General features: G+C 69.4%; 21 protein-coding genes and 4 tRNA genes. 20 read left to right on the plus strand and 5 right to left on the minus strand.

Going from position 1 to position 17,715, the window contains the following annotated elements; translation table 11 throughout:
- The first annotated feature begins 77 nt into the window (after positions 1-77).
- The 4 genes from ACPCHZ_RS08305 to ACPCHZ_RS08320 are packed head-to-tail and all read left to right on the plus strand — an operon-like array spanning position 78 to position 1,789.
- Positions 78-440, plus strand: coding sequence for a group I truncated hemoglobin (locus tag ACPCHZ_RS08305; RefSeq protein WP_423484294.1), 363 nt, complete (start codon positions 78-80; stop codon positions 438-440).
- Between the two features lie 30 nt (positions 441-470).
- On the plus strand, positions 471-740 hold the full coding sequence (locus ACPCHZ_RS08310) for a hypothetical protein (RefSeq protein ID WP_423484295.1): 270 nt from the start codon (positions 471-473) through the stop codon (positions 738-740).
- Positions 741-779: 39 nt separating this feature from the next.
- Positions 780-1,124: an ArsR/SmtB family transcription factor gene (locus ACPCHZ_RS08315; protein WP_423484296.1), complete on the plus strand. Its 345-nt coding sequence runs from the start codon at positions 780-782 to the stop codon at positions 1,122-1,124.
- Entirely contained in the window at positions 1,124-1,789 is a 666-nt protein-coding gene (locus ACPCHZ_RS08320) for a cation transporter (RefSeq protein ID WP_423484297.1), read from the plus strand. The genes ACPCHZ_RS08315 and ACPCHZ_RS08320 overlap by 1 nt, the downstream gene beginning before the upstream one ends.
- Before the next feature lie 20 nt (positions 1,790-1,809).
- On the opposite strand, the gene ACPCHZ_RS08325 is transcribed toward ACPCHZ_RS08320, so the two are convergent.
- Positions 1,810-1,885: transfer RNA gene (locus tag ACPCHZ_RS08325), tRNA-Lys, on the minus strand.
- Between the two features lie 120 nt (positions 1,886-2,005).
- On the opposite strand from ACPCHZ_RS08325, the gene ACPCHZ_RS08330 reads away from it, so the two are divergent.
- The 6 genes from ACPCHZ_RS08330 (at position 2,006) to ACPCHZ_RS08355 (ending at position 5,270) form a co-directional block, all read left to right on the plus strand.
- Positions 2,006-2,078, plus strand: a tRNA-Glu gene (locus tag ACPCHZ_RS08330).
- 39 nt (positions 2,079-2,117) lie between these two features.
- Positions 2,118-2,194 (plus strand) — tRNA-Asp (locus ACPCHZ_RS08335).
- A 39-nt stretch (positions 2,195-2,233) separates the two neighbouring features.
- Positions 2,234-2,307, plus strand: a tRNA-Phe gene (locus ACPCHZ_RS08340).
- 30 nt (positions 2,308-2,337) lie between these two features.
- Complete coding sequence (locus ACPCHZ_RS08345; protein WP_364975509.1) at positions 2,338-2,940, plus strand: TetR/AcrR family transcriptional regulator; 603 nt, start codon at positions 2,338-2,340, stop codon at positions 2,938-2,940.
- Positions 2,941-2,980: 40 nt separating this feature from the next.
- Positions 2,981-3,580 carry a TetR/AcrR family transcriptional regulator gene (locus ACPCHZ_RS08350; protein ID WP_423484298.1) on the plus strand — a complete coding sequence of 200 codons (600 nt, stop codon included), beginning with the start codon at positions 2,981-2,983 and terminating at the stop codon, positions 3,578-3,580.
- Positions 3,581-3,710: 130 nt separating this feature from the next.
- Positions 3,711-5,270, plus strand: coding sequence for a phytoene desaturase family protein (locus ACPCHZ_RS08355; RefSeq protein WP_423484299.1), 1,560 nt, complete (start codon positions 3,711-3,713; stop codon positions 5,268-5,270).
- Between the two features lie 3 nt (positions 5,271-5,273).
- Here the strand turns inward: ACPCHZ_RS08355 and ACPCHZ_RS08360 are convergent, their stop codons facing one another.
- Positions 5,274-6,644, minus strand: coding sequence for a WS/DGAT/MGAT family O-acyltransferase (locus ACPCHZ_RS08360; RefSeq protein WP_423484300.1), 1,371 nt, complete (start codon positions 6,642-6,644; stop codon positions 5,274-5,276).
- Positions 6,645-6,733: 89 nt separating this feature from the next.
- Between ACPCHZ_RS08360 and ACPCHZ_RS08365 the strand changes: the two genes are divergently transcribed.
- The gene (locus ACPCHZ_RS08365) at positions 6,734-7,717 is read left to right on the plus strand and encodes an NAD-dependent epimerase/dehydratase family protein (protein WP_423484301.1); all 984 of its coding nucleotides are present in this window, start codon (positions 6,734-6,736) and stop codon (positions 7,715-7,717) included.
- 3 nt (positions 7,718-7,720) lie between these two features.
- On the opposite strand, the gene ACPCHZ_RS08370 is transcribed toward ACPCHZ_RS08365, so the two are convergent.
- On the minus strand, positions 7,721-7,888 hold the full coding sequence (locus ACPCHZ_RS08370) for a hypothetical protein (protein WP_364975498.1): 168 nt from the start codon (positions 7,886-7,888) through the stop codon (positions 7,721-7,723).
- A gap of 51 nt (positions 7,889-7,939) precedes the next feature.
- Positions 7,940-8,293 (minus strand): UBP-type zinc finger domain-containing protein, encoded by a 354-nt coding sequence (locus tag ACPCHZ_RS08375; RefSeq protein ID WP_423484302.1) that lies wholly within the window; start codon positions 8,291-8,293, stop codon positions 7,940-7,942.
- Between the two features lie 22 nt (positions 8,294-8,315).
- Between ACPCHZ_RS08375 and ACPCHZ_RS08380 the strand changes: the two genes are divergently transcribed.
- From ACPCHZ_RS08380 to ACPCHZ_RS08405, 6 genes are read left to right on the plus strand one after another with little or no spacing between them, the layout of a single operon-like run.
- On the plus strand, positions 8,316-8,762 hold the full coding sequence (locus ACPCHZ_RS08380; protein ID WP_423484303.1) for an SRPBCC family protein: 447 nt from the start codon (positions 8,316-8,318) through the stop codon (positions 8,760-8,762).
- Between the two features lie 34 nt (positions 8,763-8,796).
- Positions 8,797-9,243 carry an SRPBCC family protein gene (locus ACPCHZ_RS08385; protein WP_423484304.1) on the plus strand — a complete coding sequence of 149 codons (447 nt, stop codon included), beginning with the start codon at positions 8,797-8,799 and terminating at the stop codon, positions 9,241-9,243.
- Between the two features lie 6 nt (positions 9,244-9,249).
- On the plus strand, positions 9,250-9,690 hold the full coding sequence (locus tag ACPCHZ_RS08390) for an SRPBCC family protein (RefSeq protein ID WP_423484305.1): 441 nt from the start codon (positions 9,250-9,252) through the stop codon (positions 9,688-9,690).
- Between the two features lie 33 nt (positions 9,691-9,723).
- Positions 9,724-10,470 carry an alpha/beta fold hydrolase gene (locus tag ACPCHZ_RS08395; protein ID WP_423484306.1) on the plus strand — a complete coding sequence of 249 codons (747 nt, stop codon included), beginning with the start codon at positions 9,724-9,726 and terminating at the stop codon, positions 10,468-10,470.
- 53 nt (positions 10,471-10,523) lie between these two features.
- Positions 10,524-10,973 (plus strand): SRPBCC family protein, encoded by a 450-nt coding sequence (locus ACPCHZ_RS08400; RefSeq protein WP_364975480.1) that lies wholly within the window; start codon positions 10,524-10,526, stop codon positions 10,971-10,973.
- 56 nt (positions 10,974-11,029) lie between these two features.
- Positions 11,030-11,947 (plus strand): LLM class F420-dependent oxidoreductase, encoded by a 918-nt coding sequence (locus ACPCHZ_RS08405; protein ID WP_423484307.1) that lies wholly within the window; start codon positions 11,030-11,032, stop codon positions 11,945-11,947.
- A 3-nt stretch (positions 11,948-11,950) separates the two neighbouring features.
- On the opposite strand, the gene ACPCHZ_RS08410 is transcribed toward ACPCHZ_RS08405, so the two are convergent.
- Positions 11,951-13,126: a pyridoxal phosphate-dependent aminotransferase gene (locus tag ACPCHZ_RS08410; protein WP_423484308.1), complete on the minus strand. Its 1,176-nt coding sequence runs from the start codon at positions 13,124-13,126 to the stop codon at positions 11,951-11,953.
- 56 nt (positions 13,127-13,182) lie between these two features.
- Here ACPCHZ_RS08410 and ACPCHZ_RS08415 point away from each other — a divergent pair, with 56 nt between their 5' ends.
- From ACPCHZ_RS08415 to ACPCHZ_RS08425, 3 genes are read left to right on the plus strand one after another with little or no spacing between them, the layout of a single operon-like run.
- Entirely contained in the window at positions 13,183-14,283 is a 1,101-nt protein-coding gene (locus ACPCHZ_RS08415; RefSeq protein WP_423484309.1) for an alkene reductase, read from the plus strand.
- A 58-nt stretch (positions 14,284-14,341) separates the two neighbouring features.
- Positions 14,342-15,553: an acetyl-CoA C-acetyltransferase gene (locus ACPCHZ_RS08420; RefSeq protein ID WP_423484310.1), complete on the plus strand. Its 1,212-nt coding sequence runs from the start codon at positions 14,342-14,344 to the stop codon at positions 15,551-15,553.
- A 4-nt stretch (positions 15,554-15,557) separates the two neighbouring features.
- Entirely contained in the window at positions 15,558-17,702 is a 2,145-nt protein-coding gene (locus ACPCHZ_RS08425; protein WP_423484311.1) for a 3-hydroxyacyl-CoA dehydrogenase NAD-binding domain-containing protein, read from the plus strand.
- Positions 17,703-17,715: the final 13 nt, after the last annotated feature.

Genomic DNA, 17,715 nt, shown 5'->3' on the forward strand with positions numbered 1-17,715 from the left:
GCCGCGGTGAGCGCTTCGTAGCCCCAGAGCGACACAGCGGCAACGGAACTGAAACGCCACCGTGATTCCCTCGGTCGATGAGCATCTACGAGCAGATCGGCGGTGCCGAGGCGCTGGAAGGCGTCGTCGCCGACTTCTACGACCGGGTTCTGGCCGACCCGGACCTGGCTCCGTTCTTCACGGGGACGAACATGTCGCGGTTGCGGGGCAAGCAGGTGGAGTTCTTCGCCGCCGCCCTCGGCGGGCCCGAGCCCTACACCGGCGCGCCGATGCGACAGGTCCATCAGGGTCGCGGCATCACCATGCACCACTTCAACCTGGTGGCCGGACACCTGACCGAGAGCCTGGATGCGGCCGGGGTGCCCGCACCGATCGTCGGGCAGATCATCGGTGCGGTCGCACCGCTGGCCGACGACATCGCGGGCGCACGCAGCGCCTGACGTGCCGGGTGCGAGGTTTAGCGTAAGCCCGTGACCAAAGCCGGCTTCTGGCTCAATGCCGTCCTGGCGTCGGTGGGGATCGTCGCGTTCGTGGTGCTCGCCGGGGTGTTCGGCTACAAGTGGCTCGCGAGGGACGAACCGAACGACGCCTACTCGTGCGGCAGTGGGACCCGCGGCGGCACCTGCTTCAGCGGTGAGACGACGAACATGGTGCTCACGTGTGTCTTCGCCGGCATCGCGGTGATCGGGATCGTGCTCTTCGTGAAGTCCGTGCGCTCCCATTGGCGCGACGCGTCCTAGACAGGGCGTGAGTACAGAAAGCGCTGTATCGTCGCCGAGGTGGAGACCCTGCAGCACACCGATGCGCTCGCCCGGTTCGGTCACGCCCTCTCCGACGCCACGCGAACGCGCATCCTGCTGCGTCTGAGCCGGGCGCCCGGGTACCCGTCCGACCTGGCCGATGCGATCGGGGTGTCGAGGCAGATCCTGTCGAATCACCTGGCCTGCCTGCGCGGGTGCGGACTGGTGGTGGCGGTATCCGAAGGTCGTCGCGCGCGCTACGAACTGGCCGATCCCCGCATCGGGCATGCGTTGACCGACCTGATGGGTCTGGTGTTGGCCGTCGACCCTGACTGCCGGTGTTCCGGCGCGGACGGCCGCGAGTGCGAATGTGGTTGCGGCTGATGGCGTCCCGGCTCACCGACGCGCGGCGCGATCTGCTGTCCCGGCGCATCCGCCTGTTCGTCGCCGCGACGATCTCGTACAACGTCATCGAAGCGGTCGTGGCGACCACCGAGGGCGCCCGGGTGTCGTCGACCGCGCTCGTCGGCTTCGGGCTCGACTCGGTGATCGAAGTGTCCTCGGCTGCCGCGGTGGCCTGGCAGTTCGCCGGCCGCGATCCAGAGGCCCGCGAGAAGGTCGCGCTGCGCATCATCGCCTTCTCGTTCTTCGGCCTGGCGGCATATGTGACCGTCGACGCGGTGCGGGCGCTGCTGGGCGCCGGTGAGGCGCGGCACTCGACGGTGGGGATCGTGCTCGCCGCGCTGAGCCTGATCGTCATGCCCGTGCTGTCGTACGCGCAACGCCGGGCAGGTCGCGAACTCGGCTCGCTGTCCGCGGTCGCCGACTCGAAGCAGACGCTGCTGTGCACCTACCTGTCGGCGGTGCTGTTGATCGGACTGGTGCTCAACAGTGCCTTCGGCTGGTCCTGGGCCGACCCGATCGCGGGCCTGGCGATCGCCGCCATCGCGATCAGGGAGGGCGTCAACGCGTGGCGCGGTGAAACATGCTGTGCGCAACCGATCGAGGCCGACGGCGGGGCATGCCGGGACGACTGCTGCGACGGCTGACGCCGAGGTCGATCCGATTGTGGTGCCCCCACCAGGGCTCGAACCTGGGACCTGCGGATTAAAAGTCCGTAGCTCTACCAACTGAGCTATAGGGGCGCGGTGAAACACAATACCGGGCGGCCTGCCGGACCCCATTTGAGGATTCGGGAGCCGGTAATCTAAGCTATCGAGGCTCCCAACGGAGACGTTGTGAGTACCCCGAAGAGATTCGGCTTGGCCCCCTTCGTTTAGCGGCCTAGGACGCCGCCCTTTCAAGGCGGTAGCGCGGGTTCGAATCCCGTAGGGGGTACGACGCACCGGCGGCGACGTCGATGTGGCACTACAGCAAGGCCCTGTGGCGCAGTTGGTTAGCGCGCCGCCCTGTCACGGCGGAGGTCGCGGGTTCGAGTCCCGTCAGGGTCGCCATCACGGCGAGGCATACCGGTCGTCAGGCCGGTGCCTTCCGGCCAGGTAGCTCAGTTGGTACGAGCGTCCGCCTGAAAAGCGGAAGGTCGCCGGTTCGATCCCGGCCCTGGCCACTCAGCAGGGGCGGACGCGAAGGACAGGCAGTGATCGCCGATCGGCACGGCGGCCGGCAGGACGGCGGCGGCTTCCGGCAGCGGTTGCTCGATGCGCTCGAGGCGTCCATCGCCGAGGACGGATACCAGAAGACCACCATCGCCGGCATCGTGCGCCGTGCCCGTACCTCGCGCCGCACCTTCTACGAACACTTCGAGGACCGCGAGGCCTGCTTCGTCGCGCTGCTCACCGCCGCCAACGACGAGCACATCCGCAGCATCTCGGCCGCCGTCGACCCGACCGCCCCCTGGCAGCACCAGGTGCGTCAGGCCATCGTGGCGTGGATCGCCTCCGCGGAATCGCGCCCGGCGCTGATGCTGAGCTGGATCCGCGACATGCCCTCGCTCGGCGCGTCCGCACGCCGGTTGCAGCGCGACGTGATGGACAACTTCGTCGACATGGTGCAGGCGCTCGGCGCCACCGACCGTTTCCGCGCCGCAGGCATCGGCCCGGTGTCGCGCCAGCGGGTCATCATGCTGCTCGGCGGGCTGCGCGAACTCACCGCCATCACCGTCGAGGACGGCGGCCGGATGAGCGACGTCACCGACGAGGCCGTCGACGCGTCGATCGCCCTGCTCACGCCGACCGGCTGACCGCGGCCGGCGGGCACTCGGCGGCGGGTACGTTACCGGCATGGCCCGGCCGGCTCAGACCATCCGCAGCGAACGCACCCGCGACGCGCTGCGCCAGGCCGCGCTCGTGCGCTTCCTCGCCCAAGGCGTCGAGGACACCTCTGCCGAACAGATCGCCGCCGACGCCGGGGTGTCGCTGCGGACGTTCTACCGGCACTTCGCGTCGAAACACGATCTACTGTTCGCCGACTACGACGCCGGGCTGCAGTGGTTCCGCGCCGCGCTGGCCGACCGCTCCGCCGACGAATCACTGGTCGACTCCGTGCATTCGGCGATCCTCGCGGCGCCCTACGACGTCGACGCCGTCGCCAAGATCGCCGCGCTGCGGTCCGAGGAGCTCGACCCGGGCCGCATCGTGCGGCACATCCGCCAGGTCGAGGCGGACTTCGCGGAAGCCGTCGAGGAACACCTGGCCCGCGATCGCCCGCCGCCCGCGGACGCCGACCAGCGGCTGCGCCTTACCGTCACGGCCCGCTGCATCGCCGCCGCGGTGTTCGGGGCGATGGAGATGTGGATGCTCAGCGAGCCGCGGTCACTCCCGGAGCTGGCCCGGCTGTCTCGCGCCGCGTTGGAGTCGCTGCGCGGCGGCATCATCGACTGACGGCTCTCGCGTTTTTGCGTCGGGGGTCGTGGCGCCGCGCCGATCGCAGCCCTGAGCGCAAAAACAGCGAGGCGGCGCAGAAGTTTCGTCAATATTGACAAAACATGCGTCACCGTGTCAGCCTCAGCCGATGGCGGATCATGACGCGATCGTCGTCGGCGCGGGCCACAACGGACTGACCGCTGCGGTGCTGCTGCAGCGCGCAGGCCTGCGTACCGTGTGCCTGGAGGCCAAACGCTACGCCGGCGGAATGGCCTCCACCGTCGAGCTTTTCGACGGCTACCGGTTCGAGATCGCCGGCTCGGTGCAGATCCCGACCGCCGCCACGGTGAGCCGCGAACTCGGTCTCGACGCGCTGCCGACCGTCGATCTCGACGTGATGTCGGTGTCGCTGCGCGGCATCGGCGACGACCCCGTCGTCTACTACACCGACCCGGTGCGACTGCTCACCCACCTCAACGAGGTGCACGGTGCCGAGGCGGTCAACGGCATGGCGGGCCTGATGGCCTGGAGTCAGGCCCCGACCCGCGCGCTCGGGCGGTTCGAGGCCGGCCGACCCCCGAAGACGCTCGACGAGATGTACGCCTGTGCCACCAACGAATTCGAGCGCTCGACGATCACCGACCTGTTGTTCGGCTCGGTCACCGACGTGCTCGACCGCTACCTGCCCGACCGCGAGAAGCACGGCGCGCTGCGGGGGATGCTGGCACTGCTGGCCGTCAACACCACCTACCGCGGGCCCGCCACGCCCGGCACCGCCGCGGCGCTCGCGTACGGCTTCGCCGTGCCCGACGAGAACACCCTGCTGGTCAAGAAACTGCGCGGCGGCATCGGCGCGCTCACCTCACACCTACAGGACGTGTTCACCTCCGCCGGCGGCGAATTGAGGCTCCGCGCCGAGGTCGCCGAGATCCTGGTGACCGACGGGCGGGCCGCCGGGGTGCGCCTCGAGGACGGCACGCGGCTGAGTGCCCCGGTGGTCGTCTCCGCCGTCGCACCCGACCTCACGGTGACCCGACTGCTGGACCCCGCCGCGATACCGGCCGACATCCGCGCCCGCTACGGCCGCGTCGACCACCGCGGCAGCTACCTGCAGATGCACTTCGCCCTCGACGGCACACCGGAATTCGCCGCGCCCTACGAGATGCTCAACGACCCCGCCATGCAGTCCAACATCGGCATCTTCAGCACCCCGGAGGAACTGCAGCAGCAGTGGGAGGACTGCCGCCGGGGCGTCGTGCCCGCCGACCCGTCGATCGCGCTGCAGATCCCCTCGGTCAACGACCCCACCCTGGCGCCTGCCGGGAAGCACGCCGCGTCGGCGTTCTCGCTGTGGTTCCCGGTAGAGCAGGGGGAGTCGAGCTACGGCGAGATGAAGACCGAGATGGGCAGGCGGGTGATCGAGAAGATCAGCCGCATCGCCCCGGACTTCGAGTCCCGCATCATCCGGCACACCACCTTCACCCCCAAGCACATGGGCACCATGTTCGGCGCCCCCGGCGGCGACTACTGTCACGGCCTGGTCCACCCCGAACAACTGGGCCCCAACCGCCCGGGCCCGAAAGGCCATGTCGACCAACCGCTTCCGGTTCAGGGTCTCTACCTGGGCAGCGCCGGCTGCCACGGCGGCCCCGGCATCACCTTCGTTCCCGGTTACAACGCCGCCAAGCAGGCACTGGCCGACGCCTGAGGCTCAGACGCCGGTCGCGCGCTCCAGATCCTTGAGCGAGTCCTCGAGGTGGCCGAGCAGACGCTGCAGATGCGGCACGCTGCCTCTGGCGCCCACCAGCCCGAAGTCCAGGTTGTCGGCGTTGTTCGCCACCGTGATGTTCACCGCCTGGCCGTCCAGCGCGATCGACAGCGGGTAGTTGCCGTCGAGGCGGGCGCCACGCCAGTACAGCGGCTCCCTGGCGCCCGGCACATTGGAGATGACGATGTTGAACGGCGGCGGCGCGGCCGACACGAATCCCGGCACGGCGCCCAGACCGAGCGGAGCGATCATCGTCGCCGACAACGCCAACTGCTGCACGCGTGGCAACTGCGTGAAGACCTTCTTGTTGTTGCGCATCGACGTGCTGATGATCTCGAGCCGCTTGGCGGCGTCGGCCGTGTCGGTGGCGAGGTTGCACAGCACCACACCTGTCATGTTGCCGCCCGTGTCGGCCTCCTCCTCGGTGCGCAGACTCACCGGGACCATGGCGATCAGCGGTGCGTCGGGCAGCGCGTCCTGCTCCTGCAGGTAGGCGCGCAGCGCGCCGGCGCTCATCGCGAGCACCACGTCGTTGACCGTGACGCCCGCTGCCGACTTCACCGCACGCAGCCGCTCCATCGCCCAGGACTGCGCCGCGACCCGCCGGGCGCCGCCGATCGGCACGTTGAACATCGTCCGCGGAGCGCCGTACGGCAGTTGCAGCTGCTGCTCGAGGAGCGCCGAGCGGGCCAGCGACAGCGTCGAGGGCGCCAGCGCCGCAACCGATCCCAGCCGGCGACTGAGCGCCTGCAGCGGAGACGACGACGACTGTTCCGGCTCGGCCTTGCGCTCCTTGCGTGGCAGGTGCCACGGCACCCTCAGCTCGGGGTCGTCGGGATCGGTGGACAGCGTGCGCTGCGTGAGCTTCAGCGCCGACACCCCGTCGATCAGCGCGTGATGGAACTTGACGTAGACCGCGAACCGGTTGTCGTTGAGGCCCTCGATGAGGTGGGCCTCCCACAGTGGCCGGTGCCGGTCGAGCAGGGTGCCGTGCAGTCGCGACGTCAACTCGAGCAGGTCACGCACCCGGCCGGGTGAGGGCAGCGCCGACCGCCGAAGGTGGTAGTCGAGGTCCACCTCGTCGTCCTCGGCCCATGCGAGATTGGCGATGCCGCCGAGCAGCGTCCCCGGGTGCTTGCGGAAGGTCGGGTGGAACTCGGTGTGCTCGACCATCTGCTGATGCATCTCGCGCAGGAAATCCGGGCCCGAGACGCCGTCCGGCGGTTCGAACAACTGCAGGCCGCCGACATGCATGGGGTGCTCGCGGGATTCGACGAGCAGGAACATCGAATCGGTCGGCGAGATGAGCTTCATCGCACTCCTCTGAGGTAGGTGTCCTTTCTATTCCCTGCGGGCCCGGTTCTCAACGTTTCACCCGATCGGCCGCCGGGAAAGACCTGGGGATGGCACTTCGCGTCGCTGTCACGGGCCCCACCGGAGAGATCGGCAAGTCGGCGGTCGACGCGCTGGAGCGCAACCCCGACGTCGAGCGGATCATCGGGATGGCCCGCAGACCCTTCGATCCGGCCGCCAGGGGATGGACGCGCACCGAGTACCGGCAGGGCGACATCACCGACCGGGCGGCCGTCGACGCGTTGGTGGCCGACGCCGACGTGGTGGTGCACCTGGCGTTCATCATCATGGGTTCGCGCGCCGAGAGTGCGCGGGTGAACCTGGCGGGCACGCGCAACGTCTTCGAGGCGACGGTGGCCGCCGAGCGGCCCCGCCGGCTGGTCTACACGTCATCGGTGGCGGCCTACGGCTACCACTCCGACAATCCGGTGCCGATCACCGAGGACGTCCCGCCCCGCGGCTCACCCGAGCACTACTACTCCGAGCAGAAGGCGACGTGCGAGGCCGCGCTGGCCGAGATCACCGACGGCTCCGATCTCGAGGTGTTCGTGTTGCGGCCGTGCATCGTGGCCGGACCCGACGCGCCCGCGCTGGCCGACGTGATGCCGTGGAACCAGCTGCCCGGGCCGATCCGCCGCGCCGCCCAGAAGTTCCCGCTGCTCAAACCGCCGTTTCCGGACCCCGGCACGCCGTTGCAGCTGGTGCACCACGACGACGTGGCCGACGCGATCGCACTGGCCGCGACGAGTTCGGCGCCGCCGGGGGCGTACAACATCGCCGGCGACGGTGTGCTGTCGATGTCGCAGGTGGCCGACGCGCTCGGTGCGCGACCCGTCCGGGTGCCACGGCTGACAGTGTCGGCGGCGTCCGAGGTCGTCGCGCGGTTGCCGTTCGTGCCGTCGGCGCTGGAGTGGCTGCACATCGGCCGCACGTCGGTGGTGATGGACACGACCAGGGCCCGCACCGAGCTGGGCTGGACACCGAAACACACGGCGGCCGAGACACTTTCGGCGCTCGCCGAGTCCTACATGTGACGGCTACTGGGTGGGGTCGCCGGTGTCGGCGGGGCCGCCGGGCGTCGCGCCGCCTTCGCTCGACCAGTCGACCCGGTCGTCGGCGCCCTCGGCGGGATCACTGATGACGTCGTCCTGGGCCTGATCGGAACCCTTGTCGGTCTCGGTGGTGTCCGGCTTTTCCTTGCTCACCGGCGCTGAATACCCTGGTCACCGGGATCGGAAACGGCGGGCGCAGCCGTGTCAGTCCGTGCGGTTGCGCAGCTGCTCGGCCCAGTCCCTCGGCACCCTGCCGCGCGGGCCGGGGACCGTCTGGTCGGCCGGACGGCTGTGCGGCGCGGCGAGTTCCGGGCCGTCGTAGTAGTCGTCGGTCTGGAAGTTCCAGAACCAGTCCTCGCCGGGTTCGAAGGACTGGATGATCGGATGCCCGCTGCCGCGCCAGTGTGCCGAGGCGTGCCGGGCGGGCGAATCGTCACAGCAGCCGATGTGCCCGCATGCCGCGCACCGCCGCAGGTGCACCCACCAGCCGTTGTCGGCATCGCATTCCACGCAACCGGTTCCGCTCGGCGGCACCGCGGGATCGACGGCTTCAGTCATGCCCGCAGCCTATCGTCAACGGATGGCCCTGACGCTGCGTCGCGAAGTGATGATCGAGGCCGGCGTCGAGGAGATCCTCGACGTGATGCTCGACCTCGAGTCGCTGCCGCAGTGGTCGCCCGCACACCGGACCTCGGAGGTGCTCGAGCGCGACGAGCGGGGCAGGCCGCTGCGCAGCAGGGCGACCGTGCAGACCGTCGGCATCACCGACGAGACCGAGATCGCCCTGACCTACCACGACGACGGCTACGGCTGGACCCTGGTCAGCTCGACGTGGCAGCGCTCCCAGGACGCCCGCTACACCCTCGTCCCGCAGGGCGACCGGACCCTGGTGCGGTTCGAGGTGACCGTCGACCCCGTCATGCCGATGCCCGGCTTCATGCTCAAGCGGGCGGCCAAGGGCGTGATCGACACGGCGACCGACGGGCTGCGGAAAAGGGTGCTCGCGGTGCGGAAGCGGGGGAAGTAACCCGCCGCGCCTGCACGCTGGCTAGGGTCACGCCATGGCCGTCAGCGATTCCCGTGAAGTGCTCGTCGAAGCGACCGCCGACGAGATCCTCGACGTCATCGCCGACGTCGAGTCGACCCCGGACTGGTCGCCGCAGTACCAGAAGGCCGAGATCCTCGAGACCTACGACGACGGCAGGCCGCACCGGGTGAAGATGAAGGTGAAGTCGGCGGGCATCTCCGACGAACTGGTGGTCGATTACACCTGGACCGACTCGAGCGCGAGCTGGACGCTCGTGTCGGCCGGCCAGCTCAAGGCCCAGGACGGCAAGTACACGCTGACCCCGGAAGGGGACAAGATCCGGCTGCGGTTCGACCTGACGGCGGATCCGTCGGTGCCGATCCCCGGCTTCATCCTCAAGCGGGCCCTCAAGGGCGCCATGGAGACGGCGACCGACGGACTGCGCAAGCAGGTTTTGAAAGTGAAGAAGGGTGGCACATAGCCCACCATGGCCATCACCGAGAGCCGCGAGGTCACCATCGAGGCGACCCCGGACGAAATCCTGGACGTTCTCTACGACCTCGAGTCGCTGACCGAGTGGTCGTCGGCGCATCAGTCCGTCGAGATCCTCGAGCGTGACGACCAGGGCCGCCCGAAACGGTCGCGGCAAGTCGTCAAGATCGTCGGCGTCAGCGACGAGCAGGTGCTCGACTACACCGTGCACGACGACGGGGTCAGCTGGACGCTCGTCGAATCGAAGCAGCAGAAGGGCCAGGACGCCCGGTACACCCTGACCCCGGACGGCGACGGCACCAAGGTGCGGTTCGAGCTCACCGTCGACCCGCTGGTGCCGCTGCCCGGCTTCCTGATCAAGAAGGGCGCCAAGGGGCTGCTCGACACCGCCACCGAAGGCCTGCGCAAGCGGGTGCTGAAGGTCAAGAAGTCCTGACTCCGGCCGTCGCGCCGTGCCAAGATCAGGACCATGACCATCGTCCTGGTGCACGGCAACCCGGAGACCGACGCCCTGTGGGATCCACTGGTCGACGCGCTGGGGCGCGACGACGTGGTGCGGCTGTCACCGCCGGGTTTCGGCGCGCCACTTCCCGAGGACTTCTCCGCCACCTTCACGGCGTACCGGGACTGGCTGGAAGACGAGCTGACGCGCATCGACGGGCCGATCGACCTCGTCGGCCACGACTGGGGCGGCGGTCACGTGGTCAATCTGGTGATGCACCGCCCGGAACTGGTGCATAGCTGGGTCAGCGACGTCGTCGGGCTGTTCGATCCGGACTATGTCTGGCACGACATGGCGCAGATCTGGCAGACGGAGGGCGAGGGCGAGAAGCTGGTCGACGAACTCCTGGGCGGAACGGTGCGCGAACGCGCAGAGCGGATGGCCACCTTCGGCATACCGCTGGAGACGGGCGAGAAGATCGCCGCCGGGCAGGGGCCGGAGATGGCCCGCGCGATCCTGCTGCTGTACCGGTCGGCCCGCCAACCTGCGATGGCAGAGGCCGGCCGCGATCTGGAGAAAGCCGCTGCCCGCCCCGGTCTGTCGATTCTCGCCACCGACGATCCCTTCGCACGTCCGGGACCGTCGCGCGGGCGAGCCGCCGACCGTGCCGGGGCGCGCACGGAGGTCCTCGATGGTCTCGGACACTGGTGGATGGTGCAGGATCCCGCCCGCGGGGCGGCCGCCCTCACCGGCTTCTGGAACACGCTCGACTGACGCGGTCGCCCGAACCGCGACCTACCCGGCCGCGCGGGTCTACATTTGCTGGTATGGCCGTTCGCGCGTCCAAGGAAGCAGTGATCGAAGCCTCCCCGGAGGCGATCCTGGACGTGCTCGCCGACATCGAGGACCTGCCGGCGTGGTCGTCGGTGTACAAGAACGTCGAGGTGCTCGACCGCCATCCCGACGGCAGGCCGTTCCACGTGCGCGCGACGCTGCGGCTGATGGGCATCACCGATAAGGAGATGCTCGAATACCACTGGGGCGACCGCTGGGTGGTGTGGGACGCCGCCGACACCTTCCAGCAGCGCGGCCAGCACGTCGAGTACAACCTCACCCCGGAGGGCGAGGGCGACCGCACCCGGGTTCGCTTCGACGTCATCGTCGACCCCTCGGCGCCCATCCCGGAATTCCTGATCAAGCGGGCGAAGAAGATCGTGCTGAACTCGGCGATCGAGCAACTGCGGCGACGGGTGCTCAGTAGGACTCGCGCCGAATAGAACTCGCGCTGATCCGAACGGAATGCGCGCACCGGTCACGATGGTTGGCACCTGACATGCCGACTGGAGTAGTCATCCACCCCCGACCCGACGCCGCCAACGCGGTCGACGACGCCGTGGCACAGGCCACCGCCGCGCACCGTGCGGGTGTCTCGCAGGTGTGGCTGGCCCAGCGGGTCGATCACGACGCCATCGCGCTGGCCGGCCTGATCGGCGCCGCCGTTCCCGGCCTCGGCGTCGGCACGTCGGTGGTGCCGATCAATCCCCGGCATCCGTTGCTGATCTCGTCCGCGGCGCAGACCGCGCAGGCCGCCGCGCACGGCAACTTCAGCCTGGGCCTCGGACTGGGCGCCCACGAACCCGAACGGCTGGCGTTCGGCGCGTCATGGCCCGACCCGGTCGGCCGGCTGCGCGAGCACCTCACGGTGCTGCGTTCGCTGCTCGACACCGGCACCGTCGACTTCCACGGCGAGGCGATGACTTCCAGCCCGGCGTGGCCGGCCACGGTGGCGGGCGGCACCCCGGTGCCCGTCTACGTCGCGGCGATGGGGCCGAAGGCGCTGCAGGTCACCGGCGAGCTCGCCGACGGGACGCTGCCCTACCTCGCCGGGCCGCGCACCATCGGGGACTTCATCGTGCCGACCATCGGGCGCGCCGCCGCCGATGCGGGCAGGCCGAGCCCGCGCGTCATCGCCATGGTGCCGGTGTTCGTGACCGAGGACCCCGGCAGCGTGCACGAGGCCGTGGCCGCGGAGCTGGACTTCTACAACGCCATCCCGTCGTACCAGAAGATCCTGGCGCGCGAGAACGCCTCCGGCGCAGCGGAACTCGCGGCCATCGGACCGGCCGAATCGGTGCTGCGGCAGCTCCGCCGGTACCTCGACGCCGGCGCCACCGACGTCGTGCTCGCGCCGGTGGGTCCGGTGGATGACCGCGCCCGCGAGGCGCTGTGGTCGGTTGCCGCCTCGCTCTGAACCTCAGCGACCGGGGCGCAGCACCTGCAGCCGGCGGATCGCCTCGTCGAGGGTGTCGTCGCGTTTGCAGAACGCGAACCGCACCAGGTGGCTCCACGCGTCGGCGTGCGCGGCGGCGGGGTCGCAGAACGCGGACATCGGGATCGCGGCGACGCCGGCGCGCTCCGGTAGCTCCGCGCAGAACGCGGTGCTGTCGGTGTAGCCGAGCGGACGCGGATCGGCGCACAGGAAGTAGGTGCCGGAGCTGGGGTGCACGTCGAAGCCGAGGTCGACGAGCGCCGATCCGAGGCGGTCGCGCTTGGCCTGCAGGGAGTCGCGCAACGCGGCCACCCAGGCGTCCTCGTGGTCGAGTGCGTGGGCCACCGCCGGCTGGAACGGCGCACCGCCGACGTAGGACAGGTACTGCTTGGCCGCCCGTACTCCGGCGATGAGATCGGCTGCGCCGCAGGCCCATCCGATTTTCCAGCCGGTGACGTTGAACATCTTGGCTGCGCTGGAGATGGTGATCGTGCGCGCCGCCATCCCGGGGTAGTTGGCCAGTGGGAGATGCGTGCGTCCGTCGAAGACGAGGTGTTCGTACACCTCGTCGGTGATCACCAGCAGGTCGTGGGCGACGGCCAGTTCGGCGATGGCGGCCAATTCGGCGTCGCCGGCGACCATGCCGGTGGGGTTGTGCGGCGAGTTCAGGATCAGCGCCCGGGTGCGGGGTGTCACGGCCCGGCGCAGCGCGTCGACGTCGATCGCGAAGCCGTCGCCGACCTGCGCCAGCGGAACCGCGACCCGCTGACAGCCGGCCATTGCGAGCACGGGGGAGTAGGAGTCGTAGAACGGCTCGATGAGCAGCACCTCGGAGCCGGGTTCGACCAGGCCGAGGACCGCCGACGCGATCGCCTCGGTGGCGCCGACCGTCACCAGCACCTCGGTGTCGGGGTCGTAGACGGTGCCGAAATGACGAAGGCGCTGCGCGGCGATCGCCTCCCGCAGCGGTGCGATGCCGAGGCCGGGCGGGTACTGGTTGACCCCGTCGGCGATGGCTGCCCGGGCCGCCTCGAGCATGGCCGGCGGGCCGTCCTCATCGGGAAAACCCTGGCCCAGGTTGACCGCGCCGATACGAGCGGCCAGCGCCGACATCTCGGCGAACACCGTCACCGCAAAGGGGCGCAGCCGCGAAACCGTCATGGCTGCCGAGCGTAGCCGCGGGAATGAACCGCGGTGCCCCGGCACTTATTGCCTGCGTGACTTTCCAACTCGCTGCCGACGCCACGCTGCTCACGCCGATCCAGGTCGGTGACACCCCGGCTGCGAACCGGCTCTTCATGGCGCCGCTGACGAGGTCGCGCGCCGACGCCGACGGCACCCCGTCCGACCTGGCGGCCACCTACTACGCGCAGCGCGCGGCGGCGGGCCTGATCGTCAGCGAGGCCACCGCGGTGTCACCCGGTGCGGGCGGCGCGTACCCGAACACCCCCGGGATGTTCACCGACCGGCAGCAGCACGCGTGGGCCGGGATCGCCGACGCCGTGCACACCGCGGGCGGCAAGATGTTCCTTCAGCTCTGGCACGTCGGCCGGATGGGCCACCCGGACCTCAGCGGCGCCGAGACGGTGGGCCCGTCGGCGGTCGCCGCCGATCTGGACGCGCGCACACCGCAGGGCCGCAAGCCGCTGCCGGTGCCGCGCCCCCTGGCGGTCGACGAGATCGCGGAGATCGTGGCGTCGTTCCGCGCCGCCGCCCGCCGGGCCGTCGACGCGGGCATGGACGGGGTGGAGATCCACTCCGCCAACGGCTACCTGCTGCACGAGTTCCTCTCCGACGTCGTCAACCGGCGCACCGACTCCTACGGCGGATCGGCCGCCAACCGCGCCCGGCTCACCGCCGAGGTGGTCGAGGCGGTGGTCGACGAGATCGGTGCGGGCCGGGTCGGCCTGCGCATCTCGCCCGGAAACGCCGCAGGAGACATGCACGAGGACGACGTGGTCAGTGCTTACGAGGCGCTGCTGGCACGCATCACGCCGCTGGACATCGCCTATCTGCATGTCCTCGTCGACCCCACCACGCCGCTGTTCGGCACCATGCGCGCGCTGTGGTCGGGCACGTTCGTGCTGAACACCGGCCGCGACACCGACACCGACTTCTGCCAGCTGGAGAGCTTCGCCGACTGGGGTGCGATCAGCGCCGCCGCCGTCGGACGGTCCTACCTGGCCAACCCGGACCTGATCGACCGGTTGCTGCTCGGAGCCGAACTCAACGAACCCGATCCTGCGACGTTCTACGCGCCCGGGCCCGTCGGTTACATCGACTACCCGACGCTGGAAGCGCAGCGCCAGAGCGCCTGACGGTTTTCCGGGTGACCGCCCAACCAACAGGTTGGTTTAGGCTGTTACGCTTCGCTTCATGTCTGAAGAAGCCTTCATCTACGAGGCGATCCGCACTCCCCGCGGCAAGGGGAAGAACGGCTCGCTGCACGAGATCAAACCCGTCAACCTGGTCGTCGGCCTGATCGACGAGCTCCGCAGCCGCCATCCCGACCTCGACGAGAACCTGATCAGCGACCTGATCCTCGGCGTGGTGTCGCCCGTCGGCGATCAGGGCGGCGACATCGCGCGCACCGCCGCGCTGGTGGCCAAGTTGCCCGAGACCACCGGTGGCTTCCAGCTCAACCGGTTCTGCGCGTCCGGCCTGGAGGCCGTCAACACCGCGGCGCAGAAGGTCCGCTCCGGCTGGGACGACCTGGTGCTCGCCGGCGGCGTCGAGTCGATGAGCCGTGTGCCGATGGGCTCCGACGGCGGCGCGTGGGCCACCGACCCCGAGACCAACTACCGCATCGGCTTCGTCCCGCAGGGCATCGGCGCCGACCTCATCGCGACGATCGAAGGCTTCTCGCGCGAGGACGTCGACGCCTACGCGCTGCGCAGCCAGGAGAAGGCCGCCGCCGCGTGGTCGGGCGGTTACTTCGCCAAGTCCGTCATCCCGGTGAAGGACCAGAACGGCCTCGTTGTCCTCGACCACGACGAGCACATGCGCCCCGACACCACCCCCGAGGGTCTGGCCAAGCTGCGCACCGCCTTCGACGGCGTCGGCGCGATGGGCGGCTTCGACGATGTGGCGCTGCAGAAGTACCACTACGTCGAGAAGATCAACCACGTCCACACCGGCGGCAACAGCTCCGGGATCGTCGACGGCGCCGCGCTGGTGCTCGTCGGCAGCGAGAAGGCCGGCACGTCGCAGAACCTGACCCCGCGGGCGCGCATCGTGGCCACCGCGACCAGCGGCGCCGACCCGGTGATCATGCTGACCGGGCCGACCCCGGCCACCAAGAAGGTGCTCGATCGCGCGGGCCTGACGGTCGACGACATCGACCTGTTCGAGCTGAACGAGGCGTTCGCCTCGGTGGTGCTGAAGTTCCAGAAGGACCTGAACATCCCCGACGAGAAGCTCAACGTCAACGGCGGCGCGATCGCGATGGGCCACCCGCTGGGCGCCACCGGCGCGATGATCACCGGAACCATGGTCGACGAGCTCGAGCGCCGCAACGCGCGCCGGGCACTGGTCACGCTGTGCATCGGCGGCGGCATGGGTGTCGCGACCATCATCGAGAGGGTTTAAAAGCATGGCAGAGAACACCATTCAGTGGGACAAGGATGCCGACGGCATCGTCACCCTGACGCTGGACGACCCGACCGGTTCGGCCAACGTGATGAACGAGCACTACCAGGAGTCGATGCACAACGCCGTCGAACGGCTTGCGGCAGAGAAGGACTCGATCACCGGCGTGGTGATCGCCAGCGCGAAGAAGACCTTCTTCGCCGGCGGTGACCTCAAGGGCATGATCAACCTGGGTCCTGAGAACGCCGCCGAGGCGTTCGAGATGGTCGAGGCCGTCAAGGCCGACCTGCGCAAGCTGGAGACCGTCGGTGTGCCGGTGGTCGCCGCCATCAACGGCGCCGCGCTCGGCGGTGGCCTGGAGATCGCGCTGGCGTGCCACCACCGCATCGCCGCCGACGTCAAGGGCGTGCAGATCGGCCTGCCCGAGGTCACGCTGGGCCTGCTGCCAGGTGGCGGCGGCGTCACCCGCACCGTCCGGATGTTCGGCATCCAGAAGGCGTTCATGGAGATCCTGAGCCAGGGCACCCGGTTCAAGCCGGGCAAGGCCAAGGATGCCGGCCTGGTCGACGATCTCGTGGACAGCGTCGAGGAACTGCTGCCCGCCGCGAAGGCGTGGATCAAGGCCAACCCGGACAGCCACACCCAGCCGTGGGACCAGAAGGGCTACAAGATGCCCGGCGGCACCCCGAGTTCGCCCGGCCTCGCCGCCATCCTGCCGTCGTTCCCGGCGCTGCTGAAGAAGCAGCTCAAGGGCGCGCCGATGCCGGCTCCGCGGGCGATCCTTGACGCCGCGGTCGAGGGCGCGCAGGTCGACTTCGACTCGGCCAGCCGCATCGAGAGCCGCTACTTCACCCAGCTGGTCACCGGCCAGGTCGCCAAGAACATGATTCAGGCGTTCTTCCTCGACCTGCAGTACATCAACTCCGGCGGCTCGCGGCCCGACGGCATCGAGTCGGTCAAGATCAACAAGATCGGCGTGCTGGGCGCAGGCATGATGGGCGCGGGCATCGCCTACGTCTCGGCCAAGGCCGGCTACGACGTCGTGCTCAAGGACGTGTCCATCGAGGCCGCCGAGAAGGGCAAGAACTACTCGGAGAAGATCGAGGCCAAGGCACTCGAGCGGGGACGCACCACCGAAGAGAAGTCCAAGGAGCTGCTGGCCCGCATCACGCCGACGGCCGACGCTGCGGACTTCAAGGGCGTCGACTTCGTCATCGAGGCGGTGTTCGAGAGCCAGGAACTCAAGCACAAGGTGTTCCAGGAGATCGAGGACGTCGTCGAGCCCAACGCGCTGCTCGGCTCGAACACCTCCACGCTGCCGATCACCGGTCTGGCGACCGGCGTGAAGCGCCAGGAGGACTTCATCGGCATCCACTTCTTCTCGCCGGTCGACAAGATGCCGCTGGTGGAGATCATCCGCGGCGAGAAGACCTCCGACGAGGCGCTGGCCCGGGTGTTCGACTACACGCTGGCCATCGGCAAGACGCCGATCGTCGTCAACGACAGCCGCGGCTTCTTCACCAGCCGCGTCATCGGCACGTTCGTCAACGAGGCGCTGGCCATGCTCGGTGAGGGCGTCGCGCCGGCGAGCATCGAGCAGGCGGGTTCGCAGGCCGGCTACCCGGCGCCGCCGCTGCAGCTGTCCGACGAGCTCAACCTCGAGCTGATGCACAAGATCGCCACCGCAACCCGCAAGGGTGTGGAGGACGCGGGCGGCACCTACGAGCCGCACCCGGCCGAGGCGGTCGTCGAGAAGATGATCGAGATCGAGCGGCCCAGCCGCCTCAAGGGCGCCGGGTTCTACGAGTACGTCGACGGCAAGCGGGTCGGCCTGTGGCCGGGCTTGGCGGAGACGTTCAACTCGGGCAGCACCGAACTGCCGCTGCAGGACATGATCGACCGGATGCTGTTCGCCGAGGCGCTCGAGACGCAGAAGTGCCTCGACGAGGGCGTGCTCACCACCACCGCCGACGCGAACATCGGCTCGATCATGGGCATCGGCTTCCCGCCGTACACCGGTGGCTCGGCGCAGTTCATCGTCGGCTACGAGGGTGCAGGCGGCGTCGGCAAGGAGGCCTTCGTGGCCCGCGCCAAGGAGCTGGCCGCCAAGTACGGCGACCGGTTCAACCCGCCGCAGTCCCTGCTGTAAGCACTGCCCGAGT

Source organism: Mycobacterium sp. NPDC050041, from assembly GCF_049541695.1.
In the GTDB taxonomy this organism is placed as follows: Bacteria; Actinomycetota; Actinomycetes; order Mycobacteriales; family Mycobacteriaceae; genus Mycobacterium.